This is a genomic window from Algibacter pectinivorans (assembly GCF_900112595.1).
In the GTDB taxonomy this organism is placed as follows: domain Bacteria; phylum Bacteroidota; class Bacteroidia; order Flavobacteriales; family Flavobacteriaceae; genus Algibacter_B; species Algibacter_B pectinivorans.
This window is the reverse complement of record NZ_FOMI01000011.1, coordinates 22269-39632: the sequence shown is the minus strand read 5'-3', so window position 1 is coordinate 39632 and position 17364 is coordinate 22269. Positions and strand designations below refer to the sequence as shown.

The following is a 17364-nucleotide window of genomic DNA, read 5'->3' as shown; positions in this document are numbered from 1 at the left end:
ATGGAACTTATATTAAAACAAGACGTTGAAAATTTAGGATTTAAAGACGATGTTGTAACAGTTAAGAACGGTTATGGTAGAAACTTTTTAATTCCTCAAGGACAAGCGATTCTAGCTACAGTTTCTGCAAAGAAAGTGTTAGCAGAAAATTTAAAGCAACGTGCTTTTAAAGAAAAGAAAATAGTTGATGATGCTAATACAACTGCAGAAGCACTTAAAGCATTAGAAATTAAAATACCTGCAAAAGTTGGTACTGGAGACAAATTATTTGGATCTATTAACAATATTGATGTTGCTGCAGCTTTAGAAAAAGAAGGACAGTCAATAGATAAAAAATTCATAACTGTTACTACGGTTAAACGTTTAGGTAAATATACAGCAGTTGTACGTTTACATAGAGAAGTATCTGTAGATTTAGAATTTGAAGTTATTGCTCAAGCTTAATTAATTAATTAATTAATTAACAAAAAGTTAATAAAAGCTTAAAATAAAGATAAGCCACTCTTACGAGTGGCTTTTTTTTGTGCTATTTTTGTTTTGAAAAATTATTATGTACGCATAATATGTATCGACTAACTCAAATAACGTATTCAAAATGAAAAAAACAACCCTTACCTTTTTTTTAATATGTTTTAGTGTTCTTGCCTTCTCGCAGGTAACAACTTCTAATATTAAAGGATTGATTTTAGACGAAACTTCCCAGCCACTTCCTGGGGCTAATATTGTTGCAATTCATACCCCAACAGGGACTAAATATGGTGCTGCATCTAATATTGATGGTAGATTTAACTTGTTAAATTTAAGAGTTGGAGGGCCTTACTCCATTACAATTACTTTTGTGGGTTACAAGGAGCAATCTTATAATGATGTGTTTTTAACTTTAGGAAAAACACAAAATATAGATGTTGTTATGCAAGATGATAGCGAACAACTCGATGCCGTGGTTATTCAAGCAGGACAAGGTACTGGTACTTTTGGTAGCGATAGAACGGGAGCCGAAACTAGTGTAGGAAGACGCGAATTATCCCGTTTACCAACTATTTCTAGATCGGCATCAGATTTTACAAGGTTAGAACCTACTGCAAGTGGAAACTCATTTGGAGGTAGAAACGACCAGTTTAATAATTTCTCTTTAGATGGTGCTATTTTCAATAACCCATTTGGATTGGATGCTGCGACACCGGGTGGACAAACAGATTCGCAACCCGTATCACTAGATGCTATAGATCAAATTCAAGTATCTACAGCACCTTACGATGTTACACAATCCGGATTTACAGGTGCTTCTGTAAATGCGGTTACTAAAAGTGGAACTAACGAGTTTCATGGAACCGTTTATGGATTTACAAGAAATGAATCTTTAACTGGTAATAAAATAAAAGGTGAAGAAGTTGCAAGGCCAGATTTGAATCAAACACAATATGGCGTTAGTATTGGAGGGCCAATAGTAAAAAATAAATTATTCTTTTTTGCGAACTTCGAAAAAGATGAACGTGATGATTTAGGGACTAATGGCTGGACACCAAACACAGGTTCTGGTGGTATTAGCGAATCTAGAGTTTTAGAAAGCGATTTAATTGCAGTTAGAGATGCATTATTAGCTGTAGGATACGATCCTGGTGCTTACCAAGGGTTTACACATTCGGCAAGATCTACAAAAGGTATTTTTAAATTAGATTGGAATATTAATGATAATAACCGTTTAGCTGTTATTTATAATTTCTTAAATGCTTCAAAAGAAAAGCCAGCGCACCCAACGGCTATTACATTTAGAGGGCCTAATGCAAATACCCTGCAATTTCAAAACTCTGGTTACGAAATTAATAACGAACTTAAGTCTGTACAATTAGAGTTAAATTCTACACTTTCAGAATCTTCAACAAATAAATTGCAAGTGGGGTACACGCACTTTAACGATTTTAGAAATCCGTTCTCTACACCGGCGCCTTCCATTAATATTACAAAAGATGGCTCAAACTATATAATTGCTGGTCACGAACCATTTTCTGTACATAATAGATTGGACCAAAAAGTATTTCAATTTTCAAATAATTTAAACTTTTTTCAAGGCGATCACACGTTTACTGTAGGCTTCTCATTTGAAAAATTTGAATTCGATAACTCATTTAATTTAACAAGTTACGGATTTGATCTTTTTGGCTCTGTTGATATTAATGATTTTGATGCTACGAGTTATGATTTTGATTCGCCACAAAACACATTTAATGCTAATAATTCAGTGCCAGATGGCGAAGGTTGGGCATTAGCCGAAACTAATGTAGGGCAGTTATCCTTCTACATGCAAGATGAGTGGAACGTTACCGAAAAATTAAAATTAACCTATGGCTTACGTTTTGATAAGCCTATGTTTTTTGATTCTGCACAAAAAGCGCAAGATGTTATTGATAGAGGGTTTGTATTACCAGATGTACAATACGAAGACCCAAGTACAGGAGAATCTGTTACTATAGACAATACACAAATGCCAAATAGCGATTGGTTAGTATCTCCAAGAATCGGGTTTAATTACGATGTACACGGCGACGATACGGTTCAACTTCGTGGAGGTTCAGGGTTATTTACAGGACGTTTTCCTTTTGTTTGGTTAGGTAACCAAATTGCGGCACCAGATGCTTTCTTTTTACAAGCTGTAGATCCAGATTATAAATATCCACAGGTTTGGCGTACTAACATTGGTGCAGATAAAAAACTAGAAAATGGTTTAATTTTAACCGCCGATGTATCGTATACTAAAGATATAAATGGAGCTCATGTACAACATTGGGGGCTATCAACACCGTCTGGAACTTTACAAGGTGTAGATAACAGACCTATTTATACAGCTGCCGATATCCTTACTTTTGATGGAAATCCTGCCGATGGTGCATTTGTTTTTACAAATTCTGATAAAGGTAGAATATGGAATGCTTCGTTAAAAGCACAAAAAACATTTGAAGGTGGTTTCTATACCATGTTAGCTTATAGCTACTTAAACTCTAAAGATGTAAATTCTATTGAAGCAGAAATTACTAGCGATGCGTTTGCCGGTAATCCAGCTTTAGGAAATGTAAATAACGATGTGTTATCGTATTCTAAATATGGCGATACACACCGTTTTATTGGTGTTGCTAGTAAAAAATGGAATTACGGAAATGATAAATGGGCAACAACTATTTCTACCTTTTTTGAATATGCACAAGGAGGACGATTTAACTATACTTATGGCGGAGACATAAATGGTGATGGTTCTGGAATTAACGATTTAATTTACATTCCAACAGCCAGCGAAATTGGGCAAATGCAATTTGCAAGTACCGGAGATGCTGCAGCACTAGAAAGCTATATTCAACAAGATGATTATTTAAACGGAAGACGTGGGCAATATGCAGAACGTTATGGCGCTTTAGCACCTTGGAGAGGACGTTGGGATATTAAGTTTTTACAAGATTATAATATTACGGTAGCTGGCGATAAAACCAATACTATTCAATTTAGTATTGATATCTTGAATTTTGGTAACTTATTAAGTTCAGATTGGGGTATTATCCAACAACCAAACAATGTACAACCAATTGGTGTGAGTGTAGATGGTTCTGGAGTACCAACTTATACCTTTAATGGCGATGAAAATTCTACAACATTTGGTTTTGACTCTAGTTTAGCTTCTAGATGGCAAGCTCAAGTAGGTTTACGCTATATTTTCTAAGAAAATAGCATATATATTCTTAAATTTGCGCTCCTAATTAAGGGGCGCATTTTTTTTTATTATGAAGTATCGTAGACTTACAAAAGAACAATTTGAAGAATTACACCAAGAATTCATCAACTTTTTAGCAACACAATCTATAACAGCAGATGAGTGGGCAAACTTAAAAACCAATAAGCCGGAATTGGCAGAAATGGAATTAGATGTATTTAGCGATTTAATTTGGGAAGGTGCTTTAAATAAAGCAGAATACCTAGAGCATTTTGCACCGCAACACATGTACTTGTTTCATTTAAAAGAAGACAAAATGCATGCTATTGTAGTTAACCTAAAAAATGATGTAGATATTACAACCCAAGAAGGCTATGATTGGTTGCGTGAAAACTTAATGGACGATAATGTCGAGTTTTTACAAGCAGACAAAGCATACTCCGATGATAAAAATGTAGATAAGTTTAAAATGATTGAGCAAGGCGCTTCTATTACTAAAGGCGAATTGTATAACTATTTTTATAAGCTTATAAATTAGCTGTAATTCAAATTCAGTTTTTATTTAAGAGATTGCCAAGTTTTTTTTCTGAGGAAAAAACACGTAATGACAATTGATTAATTATTTTTGTTATTCCTGCTTAGGCCGGAATCTACATTATAAATAAAATTTAGTAATTATTAAAAAGTTACCTGCTTTTGCAGGCATTAATATGGCTCAAAAACCAAGCATCCCAAAAGGAACCAGAGATTTTAATCCAGAACAAGTAGCAAAACGAAACTATATTTTTAACACCATTCGTGGTGCTTTTGAAACTTTTGGATTTCAACCTATTGAAACACCAAGTTTTGAAAACTCGGAGACCTTAATGGGTAAATATGGCGATGAAGGCGATAGACTTATTTTTAAAATTTTAAATTCTGGAGATTATTTAGCCAAAGCAAATGAGCAGGCTTATGCTGAAAAAGATGCGTTAAAATTAACGTCTTCAATTTCGGAAAAAGCATTGCGTTACGACCTTACTGTGCCTTTTGCACGTTACGTTGTGCAACACCAAAACGACATAGAATTTCCGTTTAAACGTTACCAAATACAACCAGTTTGGAGAGCAGATAGACCTCAAAAAGGTCGTTTTAGAGAGTTTTTTCAATGTGATGCCGATGTGGCTGGAAGTAAGTCGTTATGGCAAGAGGTGGAGTTTATTCAATTATACGACACGGTTTTTTCGGCATTAAAATTAGAAGGTGTTACCATAAAAATTAATAACAGAAAAATATTATCTGGCATAGCCGAAGTTATTGGCGCTAGCGATAAACTTATCGATTTTACGGTTGCTTTAGATAAGTTGGATAAAATAGGCGAGGAGAAGGTAAAAGAAGAAATGCGTGCTAAAGGTATTTCAGATGAAGGGATCAGTAAACTGCAACCTTTATTTACGTTGTCTGGTTCTTTTGAAACACAAATGGAAAGTTTAAAAGGTATTTTAAATACCTCTGAAGAAGGAAAGAAAGGTATTGAAGAATTAGCCTTTATAAATACAGCAATTACAGAGTTAGGTTTAACAACAGCGGTATTACAACTAGATGTAACGCTTGCTCGTGGTTTAAATTATTACACGGGTGCTATTTTTGAAGTTTCTGCTCCGGCTCAAGTAAAAATGGGCTCTATAGGTGGTGGTGGTCGTTACGACGATTTAACGGGTATTTTCGGGATGAAAGATGTAAGTGGTGTAGGTATAAGTTTTGGTTTAGATCGTATTTATTTAGTGCTTGAAGAATTAAAATTATTTCCGGAAACGGTAAATAAAAATGTTGATGTTTTATTTATAAACTTTGGCGATAAAGAAGCATTGTTCAGCTTAAAAGCGATTAAACAATTGCGTTCTCAAGGTATTAATGCGGAGCTTTATCCGGATGCTGCTAAAATGAAAAAACAAATGAATCATGCTAATAAGCGTGCCATTCCTTTTGTGGTTTTAGTGGGCGATCAGGAAATAGAATCCAATACCTATACTTTAAAAAATATGGTTTCTGGAGAGCAAGATAAGGTGTCTTTAGAAACGCTAATAGTTCAAACTAAAAAGTAAAAAGTCCTGAATTTTTATTCAGGACTTTAAATAAGTTAAGTTACAGATTTATAAATACTAACTTAAAATTTTGAATATAAACTCAACTTATTACTTGATAAACACTTTTTTAGATACACTTCCGTATTCCGAATCTATCTTTAAAATGTAATTACCTGGTGTTATTTGTTGGGTATTATATTCAAGATGATTTTGTGTAGTGTTAGCATGATATTTAAAAAGAGTTTGCCCTAAAAGGTTAAACATTTCAACCTTTTCAATTTGTTTAGATTTTGGGTTGTTTATAACAATGTTTGCATTTTCGTTTGAATAGTAAACCTCAATTTGATCCATACTATTTTCTACAATATCTAATGTTTGGCCTTTTTGGAAAGTAAGCTCAAATCTATCTAAATGCTCGCCAGCTTCTAGGTAAGTTTCAAATTTACCTTGGGTTAAATCATGATAAACACCTAATGCTTTGTCATGTAAGTACAAGTCGAAATCTACTTGAGGATTTTTTATTTCATCTATCTGTATACTATTATAACCATCGGTTTTCGTGTGTATTCCTAAAGGAAAAGCCAATTGTTTTGAAAACTCATTAACACCTTGTATGGTATATTTTTGATTGTCTATTAACCAATACATATCATCGGCTTGGGTATCAATGTATTTTGAGTCGTAACCCCAATCGTATCCTGTAGAGGCATTTTCATCTACAGTTACTAAAAGTTGACGCTGTAAGCCTCCCACAGAGTTAAAACCAAGGCGTAGTTTGGTTCTAGGATCGTCATTGTTTTCTGTTACATTTTTTGAAGACGTGCTTTTGCTTGCCGTATTACTGTTAGTATAATAAGCACGTTGGCTATTGTTAAATGTAATTTTCCCATTGGTTTCTGCGGTAGCATAAAACCCTTGCCCAACAGGAATATATCTGCTTGGAAGTTCTGTTTGTGTGCCTCCAGTAGAAAAAATACTTTCATCTTCCATTTTTCCTGCCGCTGGTACAGCTCCAGAAAGTGAATATGTAGCATAACCACCTTGATATTCGCTTGCTAAATGAGAACCACCGCCCCAATGTTTCCAGAAATAAAGCGTGCCATCTGTTGCACCTTCTCCATTAATAACCGATTTGTTATCTTGAATAAACTTAACAGCATCAATAGCCGAAGGGTAGGGGTTACCAATTAAATAATCGTTGCCGGCATATACAGGTAGGCTAATTTCTCCATTATTTGGTTTTCCTTGTAGCACATAATCTTGCGATTCACTTATTGTTCCGGTACCTGGGCCTTTCATTGTAAAGCCTTCACCTGGTAAAATCTCGCCAGAGCTACGTACTTGTTGCCATGTGGAATATTTATCGCTTAGCATATTGTTATATTTCCAAATCCAATAATCTGCAATCGACAATGGTGAGATAATACCATTGTATCCAGTGCTTATAAAGGTGATATCTTTAAATATATCTTTTACAGTATATGGGTTGTTTATGGAGTGGTTGTTTGTTTTTCCTACTGGCGATGACCAATAATTATAAGTATATGTATCGGCTGTACCTTGAATGTTTCTTTGTAATATACCGGAGCTAGTTGGGTTTAATGTACTAGTTGATGTTTGAATAAGTTGAGAGTTGTTTTCTAAATCTAAAACGCCATCAAGTGCTAAATACCACGTGTTAATTAAGGCCGAATTATTAATTATTTTCAACGTTTTGTTATTGTCAATTATTAATCCTGTAGTTTCAACACTGGTGTCAATTTCCAAATCGCCTTTTATTTTAATAATAGCGTGGCTTGGTATTTTGGTGCTTATATCCAAATGAGAGCCATTTTCCCAGTTTTCTTTATTTTTCCAGTTTCCTTGACTTGTTTTTGTGGTTACATAAGGCAAGGGCGCAGTAAAATCTTGTCTGGTTTGGTCGGGTTGAATATTGTTAATTTTACCATCTCTACCATGGCTAGATAAATCTGTAACATTTCCGTTTTCTGTATTTGACATGTTATAATAGAGGAGGAGGTCGCTCCATAACAAGCCTTCAATATCTTTTGGGATTATAATGCCTCTAACATGGCCATCGTTGTTCTCAATTTCTTGATTTATCTGTTGGTGCAATTGGTTTTCGTTTAAAGCGGTTTTGAAAACCTTCGATTCGTAAATAGAGCCTTCAAAATAATCGTTTTTAGTTTCTGGGTTTCTACCTATTTCAAAATCATAAACATGCCCTTCGGTATTGGCGGCAATACTATTATGTATTAAATTATCATTGCTGTAGGTCCAAATAGCATTTCCATTAAGGTATAATATGGCGGTACCTGAATTACTATCAAATTTTAGAGCCACATGGTACCATAGGTTTTCTTGTAAAGAATACTCCGATAAATCTGGAGATTTAATTGGTGTGCCTTCATTAGTCTTAATATGTGCCCGTATTTTTTTGTTTGAGTCTATAGCCATATTAAAATTAGGTTGCCCCATAATATAACCACCATCAGATTTTTTGTCTAGTTTTATCCAAGACATCATGGTAACTTCCTTTTTGTCGTTAATAAAAGGAGATGTACTAATATAATCGTCTTTACCATCAAAATCTATGATTTGAGGCATACAAAAGTTAAAACTTCCTAGTCCTGTTGCATGTGGTAGGTTATTGTTGCAGGTATCGCAATCTTCCCATAAAAAAGAAACACTTTTAATATAGTTAGGGGTGGTGTAGTTAACACCAATTATGGCATTATCTCCAGATATTTTGTTTGTAAGTGCATTTACAATACCGGTATTGCTATCGGACTCGTAGGAAGGCGAACTAGAATGTGTAAACTCAGGGTAAAGGGTGTTTCCGTTTACATCTTTACCTGTAAAGGTATATTTGTCACCATTAGTGTTCCATTTATTTATATGATGAATATCGAAAGAAAATGCATAAACAGGTTTGCTAAATGTTATAGTGCATGTAATACCTGGGCCCGAAAACCCATTGGATAGTAAATCTATTCCTTTATATAAATAACTGGATTGCGATCCTACTTTAGGTGTGTTGCCATACCAAAAACCTAAAGTGTTTGTTTCTCCAGTAAAGGAAATCGTAATATCGGTACCGGAGTTATTTACATTTTTATAGGTGTTTGATAATTTTCCTGGTGGCCAAAAATTTTCGTTGGCCATGTTTGTAGACCAATTTAAGTTGTAATTCTGTGCGCAATTAGGTATAGAATGTACTTGGGCATATGTTTTTTTAATACCAATAATGAGGGATAACACTACAGATATTATTATAACAAAGTGCTTCATGGTTAGGTTTTTGTTTAGGCCTTGAAAATAGAATTTACTTACTAAGCCGGTTTAGAATTAATTAATTTTTTGTGTAAAACACACGAGTATTTTACAAGTGTTTTAAACTAGCCCTAGGTTTTTAGGGCTAGTTTTAAGGGTTAATCCACCAGTATTTTTTTTGAGATTTTATTGTTATCAGTCGTTAGATTGATAATGTATACTCCAGAAAGAATTTGCTTAACTTTAAATTCAAGATAGCTTTCATTAAGTTTATCGTTTTCTGCGTTTAGCTTGAAAACAGACTGACTTAATATATTATGCATTTCTACAGCTTTAATATTTAGTAATTTTGGGTTGTTTATTATCAAGCTTTCTTTATTATTTGAAAAATATACATCTAGGTCTATTTCTTCAATACTTTCAACACTTAACGACGCTTGGTTAGCGAATGTAATTTCGAAACGATTTGTGTATTCTCCTGGGCTTAGCTCGACGGTATACGCACCATCTTGTAAATTGTGATACGTGTTTAGTTCTAAATCATGAACATAAATGTTTTTGCTAGTGTCTAGGTTTTCTAAATTATCAATTCTTACAGTAGCTAAACCTTTTTTAGTTATTTTCATACCAAACGGAATGTTTTGAGTATCATCAAAATTATTTACCGCTTGGGTTATTAATTTAGAATCTCCTAGACTCCAATACATATCTTCTTGATTGTCTTCAATAAGTACAGCGTCGTACCCTAAATCGAATCCATTAGTTGTGTTTTGGTCTACACCAGTTAATAACTGACGGTGATATCCACTTGGAGAATCGAACATTAATCTAATTTTTTCTCTTGTATCTCCTACAGCGTTCGAATTGCTTTTAGATTTTTTAGAGCCTTTAAAGAAAACAGAACCTGAATTACTTCCAGATACGGTTTCTTTTTGAAAAACACGTTGTCCGTTTTTAAAGTTAATATCGCCATCTATTATAGGTTGTGTTAATCCTGTTAGTCCACCATCGTCTGATGATACAAAGAATCCTTGTCCTACACCAATATAGCGCTCAGGTAGTTTAGTTCCAGAAGCATATGTGGCATTAATTCTTGAATCTGTAGATATAGCTACTGTACCTCCCATAAGAGTGTAAACTGCATATCCACCTTGATAACTTGATAAATTATGACTATCTACGGCAAAATGATCCCAAAAATATAAAGCTCCATTAATAACATTTCTGTCGTTATTACCACCATCGGCAGTATGGAGGTTATCTCTAATAAATTGATCTGCGTCCATAGCCGAAGGATATGGGTTACCAACTAAGTAGGCGTTTCCTTCGTTAATAGATGTTGTGAAATCACCATTGTTTGGCTGCCCTACAAAAACGTAATTTTGGTCTGGTGTTGCAGTTCCTGGGCCTTTCATGGTAAAGCCTTCTCCTATTGCTAGAGATCCTGTGCTTCTTACATGTTGCCATTCAGAATAGTTGTTACTAGGTCTGTTAGTGTATTTCCAAATCCAGTAATCTGCAATTTGAACTGGAGAACTAGTACCATCATATCCCGATGTTAAGAATCCTACGTTATCTAATACATCTCCAACGGTATAATTTGCGTTGCTAGTAGTAGAAACAGGTGAAGACCAATAGTTATATAAATAAGTGCTAGCATACCCTTGTTGGTCGCGCTCTAATAATCCTGTACTAGAAGCATCAAACTCACTACGATCTGTTTGTACTAATTGCGACTCGCCTTCTAAATCGATGGTTCCGTCTAGCTTTAAGTAATGCGTTACAGTTAAACCAATACCGTCGTTAGAGGCTGTACTTCCGTTAACTTGTAAGTTTCCGTTAGTATTAATTATTAATCCTTCTACAATACAATCTCTACTTCTTACATCCGCTGGTGTCGTACTTGTACCTAAATACACATCATGATTTATTTCAACTATATTCCAATCAATAGGGGTAGTACCATCAATAATAGAAAAGGCATTAGGTAAAGTTTGTACCGTATTGTTTAACCAAGTAGCATCTGCATCCCACAAGCCTGTAGCTTGAGTTTGGTATGGTAGCGGTGCTGTTTGATAGTCTACGGTATTTAGGTTTCTTAATGCCCCTTGGTTACCGTTACCAGACATATCGTCTGTATTAGTATAGGTATAAACAGTCATTGGGTAGTATCCTGCTAAATCTGTCCAAGGAATCGAGTTTATTTCATTTTTTGTAATTGTTGTAGGAATAACATCTCCATGTTCCAGAGCTAGAGATACATCGTCCATGATTTCTTGATTCATAATGTATCTTAATTGAACAGGAGTAAGTGCTGTATTCCATACTCTAACTTCGTCTATATTACCTCCAAAATAATCGGTGGTATTAGGGTCCCATCCATCTGCTGCTGCAATTAAGAATTTTTGAGATGTAGGGGTTGGAGCAGTTAAAGAATTTGCAACTGTATCCGGAACACCGTCAATATATAACGTGGCAGTTCCGTTATCATAAATTACAGCTACTTGATGCCATTCGTTTTCTGGAATGGCAACCGATGATGTTAAGGATTCTGAACCACCATTCCATGTCATTTCTACATGTCCTGTTGCATTAATTCTTAAGTCGTAACCTTCAGAAAATGCTGAATTTCTTTTTGAAACAATAGAAGCATTTACGGTTCCTGGGTCTCTTTTTATCCAAGCAGATATTGTAAACGCATTGGCGTCTAGATTGATTTTGTTATCAACATCAATATAATCTGTAATACCATTAAAGTAAATAGAACGTTCAACTATTATTTGTGGTGCATATCCAAAAGTTATGTATTTGGTGCCATTAAAATCATAATTCGTTTCTAAATTACCATTACCATCGCTAGTCATGACTCTATAATCGGCAGTTGGATCGAAAACATTGCTATCTGAGATAAACATATAGAAATGACCAGGAGGGGTTATGTTTCTTATGGTGTTTTCTGGTATTCGTATTTTACAAGAAGGGATATCTCCGCGGTTTTCTACTACTTTCCATACACGTTGCATAGCTGTAAATGTAACAGGTGTACTTAATCCTGCTATACCAGAGCTCATATCTACAGCAATAGAAGAAGAGGCAAGGTTAATGTCTGCTCCGTTATTACCCCAAATTAAATACTCTCTATCGTTTAAAGTGGTAGCGTTGGAAGCTATATTTTCGTTATTTGTGTCATAAACATCAGAAAGACCAATGGTTAAGAATCCATTTGTTAAGGTTGGACCATAAGCATCTGTTCCATCTGATTCTATATTTTGACTCTTCGATTGTTTTTGGTTTAATTGTGAGGCGTCGTCACGACCAATACCTGCTATATCAAAGTTATGACCAGCGTTGGCACTTGCATCCCAAATAACTGTGCCTTGAGAGTCAACATAATCTGTATCACATTCGTAATCGAATGGATCTTTGGATGTTCCAAATTCTTTTAATGTTACCCCGTATTTAATAGCTAGGTAACTTTGTATTTTCTTTTGGTCTGGAGTAGAATTAGGACTAGAATAACTTGCCACCTCTGTTATTTTTCCATCCAAATAAGAGCTTAATGCATGCCCATTTATTGAGAATTGACCTGCTCCTAAGATGTATCTTAAATTCTCGAATTCATCATGTATAAGAGGTGTTCCAGTACCAGTAGAACCATTGGTTCCTGCGTGGTTATCTATACGTTTTCCATTATAATAGATTTCACTTCTAGCCGGTGATACCGCGGTATTAGATTTTACATTAAGTATCATTACATCCGTCCCAATATTATTAGTTGAGCTAGGAGCATAAGATCTTCCGTAGGAGTTTAAGCCTGGTACATCTGTTCGCTTATAAGTACTTAGTGTGTGTGATATAAGATTATCACTGTTAAATCTAGAAGATATTCTACCAAAACCTAATCCAGTACCATCAACATCAAATCCAATTTTAGTAAATTTTCCTGATATTGGAGATTGAGTATTTGATGTTGTTTTGTCGAAAGTGTCATTAGTTTTTACTACTATCCAATAATCTTGAGTCCAATATCCACCTTTACCTTTAAGGATATTACCGTTGTTTTTATCAAAATCAATAACAGGGTTAAAGTTTATGTTATCTGAGGCGTTGTCTTTATATACAGGGCTTTGAGTTCCAAAGGCATGAGCATCATTACTATATGCTTGATCTCCCCAAGAGGTAATAGCTGTATTATCAGTTGTTGTACTTGTTCCAACATCAGATTTTAACCATAATTTTAAATTATTATTTGCGTTTCCAGGACCGTAAGTTGGGTCTAATGGAGGCGTTATATAGTCTCCTTTTATAAAAACATTATCTATAGCAACACCTAAATCGGTTGTTCCACCATCACTAGCAAAAAGCACTCTAAACCAAACAGTTGCTTGGTTGTCTAGGGCTGCACTGGATATAGAAGCTTCCATAAACTTATTGTTTGAGTCAGTCCCGTTTTCAGCATTTAAACCAGTCCATCCGTGCTCATTAGTATTAATGGCACTAACATCGTTATCGTTATACCAATTTGTTCCGGCACCATCATCTCCTAATCTTGTCCAACCAAAAATTCCTAAAGGGTCTGTGGTGTATTGTACTTGAACACCATCATCAATATCAGAACTTGTGTCGTGTCTAATATCCATGTAAAAGGTAACATTAAAAAAGCCAGTAGTTGAAATTGCCGTTGGGCTGGTTAAGTATGTTGTATAATTATTTCCATAATTATTAAAACTGTTCACTCTCCAATAATTTCCTTCTGAAACTAAGGTTGGAGATGTTTCGTAAACCCAAGACCCATTTCTAAAAGGTGCGGTACTTGAATTCCAACCACCATCATTTTCATCAAAATTTTCATAAAAGATGGTATGGCTTTGTTGATCTCCTATTACACCTGTACCTTGAATATTGAATGTGTATGATGCTTCATCGCCATCATTATTTAATATAGTTAGTGTTGCACTTCTAATACCTGTATTTGTAGGTGTAAATCGAATATCAAAAGTTGTAAATGAACTTCCATTAATTATGGCGTTTGGGTTTTCAATAATGGAATAGTCTGATGCATGCGCTCCTGTTATAGTTACGTAAGGAGATGCTCCCGTTAAATTTAAAGGTGCTGGTCCTAAATTTCTAATAGTGAATGTTGTTGTGTTAGTACCTCCAATATTTGTTGTGCCGTAATCTGTGTCATCAAGTAAACTTGGTGTGGTATCTCCATTTGCAATACTAAGACCATTACCTTCAATATCAATTTCTGGGTCTCCAGGAATAGCAGAACCTTGAACAACAAAAGTATAAGGGTTTTCGTCGCTATCGTTATTATCAATAGAAATTGTTGCTTGGGCATTTGTTAAAACAGTAGTTGGAGCAAATCTTACTACAAAAGTAAGGCTACCGCCACTATTTATGTTATTTGAGGTAGGTTGAGTTAGTATAGAAAAAGCTGTGTTTCCGCTAATATCAACTATTGGACTACCACCGGTTAAACTTAAAACAGATGTACCCGTATTTTGAATGGTAAACGTATGGTCAATAAATGTTGTAACTGCAGTTGTACCAAACTCGGTATCGTCTCCAATAGCAGGAGTTGTGTCTCCATTAGATATACTTGATCCGTTACCGGTAATATTAATTTCTGGAGAGGGTACAAAACCATTACCAGTAATATTGAAGTTGTAAGTGGCTTCATCGGAGTCGTTACTTGCAATATTTATAACTGCCGATTTTGCTCCTAGAGATGATGGGCTAAACTTAACGGTAAATGTAATTGCGTTACCCGCGCTAATTGTAACTGGAACAAACGGTGATGGTACTGTTGAAAATTCACTTGCATCGACTCCGGTAATTAGTATTGAATATATATCTAAATCTGTAGAACCGTTATTTTGTATAGTAAAAACTCTATCAAGATCGCTAGAAATATTAACGTTTCCATAATCTGTATGATCTGCAGTTGATGGTGTTGTATCTTCATCAGAAATTGAAAGGCTGTTACCTTGTACATTAATTTCTGGACCAGAAGTAAAAGAAGACCCTTGAATAACAAATGTATATGGGTTTTCGTCACTATCGTTATTATCAATAGAAATTGTTGCTTGTGCATTTGTAAGGTCTGTAATAGGGGCAAACCTAACCGTAAAAGTAAGGTCTGTACCACCGCTAGCTATACTGTTAGCACTAGGTTGAGTTAAAATAGAAAAGGCAGCATTACCACTAATATCAACTAGAGGAATACCTCCTGTTAAGTTTAAAACATCGGTTCCTGTATTTTGAATAGTAAAGGTACGGTCTAATGTGGTTGCGTTTGCAATAGTACCAAATTCGGTATCATCGGTTATAGATGGTGTTGTATCTCCATCTACAATTGTAACAGCATTACCTTGAACATTAATTTCAGGTTGTGCCATTGGCGTTAATGATATATCATCGATAGCCATATCACCTCGGTAATCATTCCCCGTTTCACCTCTAAAACGTATCCTTACAACTTGTCCAAAATAGGCGCTTAAATCAATATTAGCTTCATTCCATGCTTGACCACTACTAGTTTGGTCTTGTCCCAATTGACTCCATAGTAAATTTGGATAGGTTTCACCATTGTCGGTACTTAATTCAACAAATAGATCTCCCATACCAAAACCATACATATGATAAAAGAATGAAAACTCCATTGATGATTGAGCGGTAAGGTCTATACATGGGCTATTTAAAATGAACGTATCATTAAAGTTAGGGTTACTAGATTCTGTAAATAAGTAGCGCGTGCCTTGGTTAGCGCCTGAAGGACCGGTATTAAGTGATGGAGTTCCGCCATTTTGTCTAGTCCAATTGTTATCATCGCTGACTGATTGAGTCCAAAGACCTAACCCAGATTCAAAGCCCTCATTATAAGGAAAGCTGTCTATTGTGTTGCTGCAACCATTACCTATAATCTCTATATTGTCGTAAAAGTTGTATTCATTATCGTTATTACCATTACCAGAAAATCGAAACCTTGAAGAATCAGAAAATGTATAACTAGCAGAGTTTAGTGTGTAGTTAAGGGTATAAGTGGCTGCCCCTGTTCCTGTAAAATCGATGCCTCTTAGGTAGGTTTCAACAAGGTGCCAAGTAGTACCATCAAAGTATTCTAAATCGAAACCTTCACCATTTTCAAGTTCATAATTTTGATTACACCATTCCATAGTAATAGTACTATATGGTGTAAAATCATAGGTTGGAGACGTCATTCTGTTATTTCCAAGTTGATCGTCCTTACTGTAGATAGAATAATCTCCTGCACATGCCCAATCTGAATTAAAAAATAATCCGGCATCATTACCTCCATCAGTCCAGTTTTCTAAATTCCCAGATTCAAAATCATGGTAGGCAATGGTTGTTTGTGCAAATAATGAATTGCTGCCAAGTGAAATTAAGGACAGCAAAATTATACTGAAAGTGTAAAGTTTTTTCATGAGAGGTTAAATTTTTTAGCTTGGGACTAATTAATATGGGACAAAATTAGATTAAAACTCCATGAAATACAAATTTAATCGATGAAATACATTGTGTAAATGTAATTAGTTGGTTTTAAGGTATTTGTGTATGGGTATAATTTGTGTATAAAGTATTTGTTAATAAAGAATCCTTTTTATTTTTATTGATTATTTGATTACTTTATAAAAAAGAGGCTGAATTTTATATAAAATTCAGCCTCTTTTTATCTAAAAAAAACTATGGTTAGTACTTTATCAATCTTTTGTAAATTGTTTCTCCTGAATTTAAATCCGCGATTTTGAACACATAAAGCGCTTGATCGAGTTTACTTAAGCCAACAACTTTTACTTGTCCATTTTTAGAAGAAAATTTTCTATCATATACAAGCCTTCCATTTAAATCAAATACCTTAATATTAAAATCGCTGTTATTTAGGCTTGAAGGTAACTGGATGTTCACATTATCTTTGAATGGATTTGGTGTAACAGCAATAAGATTTATCTCTTGAGTGCTGTTATCCAATGTTGTTTGATCTGAACCATCACAATCTTGATCAATACCATCGTTTGTAACTTCTGGAGCTCCAGGGTAAATGGTGTTATCTGTATCATCGCAGTCTGTTGTTGGCATTACCGTAGTTGTATAGCCAACGCCTGGAGATGAACAAGCCGTTATCGAAGAGTCTGCATAGTTATCGTTATCTGCGTCTAGGTACCAAGTTGTAGCTGGCGTTACTGTTAAGTTAAGCACTTGATCTGCAGTACAACCATCGTTAGTAATGGTTAACCCAGATTGACTAGTAGTATATGTTGTGCCGTTAGCACTCCAAGTGTAAGATTCACCAGAACAAATCGT

General features: G+C 34.9%; 7 protein-coding genes. 4 read left to right on the top strand and 3 right to left on the bottom strand.

Annotated elements, in window-relative coordinates; all coding sequences use genetic code 11:
• From rplI to hisS, 4 genes are all read left to right on the top strand, one after another.
• Complete coding sequence (gene rplI, locus BMY96_RS14310; RefSeq protein WP_092853389.1) at positions 1-444, top strand: 50S ribosomal protein L9; 444 nt, start codon at positions 1-3, stop codon at positions 442-444.
• Positions 445-595: 151 nt separating this feature from the next.
• Entirely contained in the window at positions 596-3706 is a 3111-nt protein-coding gene (locus BMY96_RS14305; RefSeq protein ID WP_092853387.1) for a TonB-dependent receptor, read from the top strand.
• 61 nt (positions 3707-3767) lie between these two features.
• Positions 3768-4235, top strand: coding sequence for a DUF6495 family protein (locus tag BMY96_RS14300; RefSeq protein WP_092853385.1), 468 nt, complete (start codon positions 3768-3770; stop codon positions 4233-4235).
• 172 nt (positions 4236-4407) lie between these two features.
• The gene (hisS, locus tag BMY96_RS14295; RefSeq protein WP_092853383.1) at positions 4408-5781 is read left to right on the top strand and encodes a histidine--tRNA ligase; all 1374 of its coding nucleotides are present in this window, start codon (positions 4408-4410) and stop codon (positions 5779-5781) included.
• A gap of 90 nt (positions 5782-5871) precedes the next feature.
• Here the strand turns inward: hisS and BMY96_RS14290 are convergent, their stop codons facing one another.
• From BMY96_RS14290 to BMY96_RS14280, 3 genes are all read right to left on the bottom strand, one after another.
• Complete coding sequence (locus BMY96_RS14290) at positions 5872-9054, bottom strand: DUF8693 domain-containing protein (RefSeq protein ID WP_092853381.1); 3183 nt, start codon at positions 9052-9054, stop codon at positions 5872-5874.
• A gap of 140 nt (positions 9055-9194) precedes the next feature.
• Positions 9195-16487: a choice-of-anchor D domain-containing protein gene (locus BMY96_RS14285; RefSeq protein WP_092853378.1), complete on the bottom strand. Its 7293-nt coding sequence runs from the start codon at positions 16485-16487 to the stop codon at positions 9195-9197.
• A gap of 265 nt (positions 16488-16752) precedes the next feature.
• A partial coding sequence (locus tag BMY96_RS14280; protein WP_175473585.1) for a T9SS type A sorting domain-containing protein occupies positions 16753-17364 on the bottom strand: 612 nt, incomplete at its 5' end.

What these genes read in the sequence shown, in the direction of transcription:
- BMY96_RS14305 (WP_092853387.1), top strand. Translation starts at nt 596, where the DNA reads ATGAAAAAAACAACCCTTACCTTTTTTTTAATATGTTTTAGTGTTCTT.
- hisS (WP_092853383.1), top strand. Translation starts at nt 4,408, where the DNA reads ATGGCTCAAAAACCAAGCATCCCAAAAGGAACCAGAGATTTTAATCCA.
- rplI (WP_092853389.1), top strand. Translation starts at nt 1, where the DNA reads ATGGAACTTATATTAAAACAAGACGTTGAAAATTTAGGATTTAAAGAC.
- BMY96_RS14285 (WP_092853378.1), bottom strand. Translation starts at nt 16,487, where the DNA reads ATGAAAAAACTTTACACTTTCAGTATAATTTTGCTGTCCTTAATTTCA.
- BMY96_RS14290 (WP_092853381.1), bottom strand. Translation starts at nt 9,054, where the DNA reads ATGAAGCACTTTGTTATAATAATATCTGTAGTGTTATCCCTCATTATT.
- BMY96_RS14300 (WP_092853385.1), top strand. Translation starts at nt 3,768, where the DNA reads ATGAAGTATCGTAGACTTACAAAAGAACAATTTGAAGAATTACACCAA.